Raw genomic sequence first — 1,580 nt, 5'->3', positions numbered from 1 at the left:
CTAGTAGGTGAAAGTATTAAGGAGGTTGGGAGTTTTAAAAAAGAGGATATCCCCTTAGTTCCTAAGGGACGTTTTCGATTACACCATCAGGCGGTAATTGGTCATTTCCCACAAGGAAATTCAGCTATCCTTAAAGATTATGAACAATTTATGGAGAAGCTGGATAACGAGGATGAATCGTTAGGATTGGTATCTGAATTACTGGATATCGGCAAAGATCAGGATGCTGAAGGTGTTGATCGTCTCCCGGCCGCCGCCCAGGATGTTTCCAAAGATAAAGTGAGTAAAGAGAAATCTAAATTCCTGGTTCTGGATACCGACGCCTCTCAAGAACATATTATTGATTCGCTGGAGCATGAAAAAGGAATCGTGGTGCACGGACCGCCTGGTACTGGAAAGTCACAGGTTATCGTTAATATGATTGCGAACGCTGTAGCAAACGAACAAAGAGTTATGCTCGTTACACAGAAGAGGGCAGCCTTGGATGTCGTTTATCAGCGGCTGGACGGTCTTGGGTTATCGGCAAACGCTGCTCTTCTTCACGATGAGAAAAATGATCGAAATGCCCTCTATGGTAAATTAAATCAACAGCTATCTAATGAAGTCAGTTATAAAGATCTGGAAAATGAGCTAGAGAATCTGTCAGCGAGGATTGTCCAAACAGAGGAGGAACTGGACAATATTGCGCAAGGGCTCTATGAAGTTCAGCCTCATGGTTACAGAGCATATGACTTGTATGCAATCGGAAAACCAGCAAAGGAACAGGAAGAAATCGTAGAACTTGACCAGGTGTTAGACGAATTAAACAAAGATAATTTAAATGATGTCTTGATCAAAATCTTCTCTTACGGTCGCTATTACAGCCGTTTTGGAGCAGGAGATTATCCTCTGAAAGATAGGAAGTCATTTGGCCGATTGGAAATGAAAGACCGTGTCAAAATTGTAGAACTATTAGACAAGGTTATTCAAGAAGCAGAAAATAGCATCGGATATTTAGAACATTTTGAAGAAAAAGACATTACTCCTGCCTATAGTTGGGAAGTCGATGACAAAATTGCTAAGATCTATGACGATTTAAATGAGGACGATAAGAAAACCCTGCAAAAGCTTCGGTTGTGGATGTGGACCACTTTTACGGGTAAAACCATCGTTGAAGACCTACTAGGTGGAGATAAGTTTAGAGGCATGTCTTCCAAAGAATGGCCCAAGTTAAAGCAGAGTTTGAGTATTCTGTATGAATTAGCTAATGTTTCAGAAGGTATGTCCGAGAACTTAAATGATATGAAAGATTATCTTTCAGAAAATACGATTGAACACTACAAAAATCGTATTTCTACAGGAGATATCCCTCTTTCTAGTATTCAAAGACAGCAAAATTTCTTGAAAGAAGACTTTGAAGACCTAAGAGAGATGGATCGCCTTTATGATGAAAGCTCTAAAACAATGAAAAAAATTATAGACCAATTAAAAGAAAAAAGCGATCCAGCGGTTGATAAAAATGTAGCAGAGCATTGGAAAGAAATTGCTGAGCAATCTACGTACATTTATTGGATTGATGAAGTAGAAAGAAAATATCCCTC

Annotated in this window: 1 protein-coding gene; it reads left to right on the top strand. The window is 39.4% G+C overall.

Annotated elements, in window-relative coordinates; translation table 11 throughout:
* Nucleotides 1-1,580, top strand: a 1,580-nt coding sequence (locus WAM07_RS01015; RefSeq protein ID WP_422164022.1) for an AAA domain-containing protein, incomplete at both ends; no start/stop codon positions are given.

The sequence above is a fragment of the Halobacillus sp. genome (assembly GCF_049282395.1).
Lineage (GTDB): Bacteria > Bacillota > Bacilli > Bacillales > Halobacillaceae > Halobacillus.
This window is presented reverse-complemented; position numbering and strand designations above follow the sequence as displayed.